Raw genomic sequence first — 1,902 nt, forward strand, 5'->3', positions numbered from 1 at the left:
TAAGTAAAGAGTGCCAACTGCCTTGAAAAACACCGCAACTGCGCTTCTCTGAAAGCTATTTCAGCCAAATTTCATCATTTTTCGCATAATTCACACTTAGATCCTCTTTAGGGAGGAATATTCATGATAAGAATACGAGAATTGAAGTCTAGCTCCTAGCTCGTTATGTTGTTGATTATCAATGGCTGGCTAGTGATTGTATATGGAAAACTTAGGCGACAATTATCCTGACACAGTGGCGGACTGATGCCCAATGAATCAGAACGATTGTTCTGATTCAACTCTAAGATCGTGCCTAATATTAGTTGAGTATTAGGCTACTTTTTAATAAGCCGCTAGGCCAAAATATTTACAACCTCCACTCTGAGCTCCTCTTCCGCCTTGCGTGCGTTTGTTTTAATGGCTATAATTTATTCGCTATTTCTTGAAAATCCTTCCATTGTTAAGGCATGTACTTTATGAAACCTATAAATTTATTAGTTATGTTAGGTCTTTCCACTGCACTTATTTGCGGGTGTAATAGTTCCAGTTCGGATTCTAATTCTAATGTGGATTCAGGTTCTGGTTCTGGTTCTGATTCAGGAGTTACAGTCAATTTTGAAAGTATTACAATGGAAATTGTTGGATCAAGTTTTGGAAATGCTCTCGTTATAGGCACTGGTTCAGAAAAAGCGGTAAGCTTGAAAGTAATAGCTCTAACACCAGAAGGCAGCCGTAAAGTAATAACAGATGAAATAGAGTGGGAAATAGGTGACACCGCTCTCGTGAAAATAAACAATAATTCTGAGCTTGAGGGACTTACCAATTCTTCAGGAAGAACAACGACTATCACAGCTTATCATAAAGCTTCAAATAAGTCAGACATTAGAGATATTCGAATATCAGAAAATTTAGACTCTTGTTTTGACAATGAATCTGGTGCTTGCGTTAACAACTTTCTAATAAATGAAAATACAATTTCATATCCACCAAGTGAAATGGCATTAAACCTCGCTCTAGGCGATGACTACCCTATTACTTTATTTGAAAATGGGGTCACATTTTCAGAAGCTAATAGGTTTTGTGATTATTTAAAACTTAACACTCTTGAAAATCTTAACTCTTGGCAGCTACCGCCAGCTTCAAAGGTCCCAGTTGGAACCGGTGAATTCGAAGATGATGTTTTTGTTTGGGCTACTACAGAGCAAGGCTGGCGGATTCTCGTAAAGCCCAGTAATGGTGACGTCATAAACCCTCTTTCTGGTACTGAATATACTGCACATCCAATCTGTATAAGTAATTAACTTCAGTACAAGTAATTAACTGTTGTTTGGTCGTAAAATCTATTTATGGTAATCAAATGGAAAGAAATAGCTTTCCATTTGATTTATTTCATCACCCAGGGAAAAACCGCGCGTAAAAAGCCGATGCGCAAACCGTTACCCACAGATTTACTCCTTGAAGTGGTTACCCTTGACATTAATGCCGCAGATAAAGTCTGAAGATATGTGGGGGCAGTGTCTGACGAATCCTCACAAAAAGACAAATAGAAATAATGAGATAGGAAAAACAATAAGGATCATTAATGGTATTTTGTGATCAAATTTATCGCCAAACAAAAATTACCACGAGTAAATGCCATGAATGCGAAACAAGTTTTATCAAAATGCTTATCCCTCCTGTGTCAGGATTGTTGTCACCCCTTAAAATCATCCAATAATTAAATAAAGGGGGCGGTCAATGAGAGCTCAATGGCACGATATTCACCTGAACGTAAAGAAGCGGTTTTAAAGAAATTATTACCTCCCCACAATATGACTGTCATGGAAGTGGCTCGCAGTGAGGGGATCTCCTATCAAACCCTGTATCATTGGCGAGATAAAGCCAAAAAAGAGGGTCGCCCGGTGCCAGGTAAAACATTAA

General features: G+C 38.3%; 2 protein-coding genes. Both read left to right on the forward strand.

Features of this window, described 5'->3' with window-relative positions:
* Nucleotides 1–458: 458 nt before the first annotated feature.
* The gene (locus AB4238_RS15630) at nucleotides 459–1,283 is read left to right on the forward strand and encodes a hypothetical protein (RefSeq protein ID WP_372034262.1); all 825 of its coding nucleotides are present in this window, start codon (nucleotides 459–461) and stop codon (nucleotides 1,281–1,283) included.
* A 447-nt stretch (nucleotides 1,284–1,730) separates the two neighbouring features.
* The coding region (locus tag AB4238_RS15635) for a transposase (protein WP_372034263.1) at nucleotides 1,731–1,902 on the forward strand (172 nt) is incomplete at its 3' end.

It is taken from the genome of Shewanella sp. 10N.286.45.A1 (genome assembly GCF_041470405.1).
In the GTDB taxonomy this organism is placed as follows: Bacteria; Pseudomonadota; Gammaproteobacteria; order Enterobacterales; family Shewanellaceae; genus Shewanella.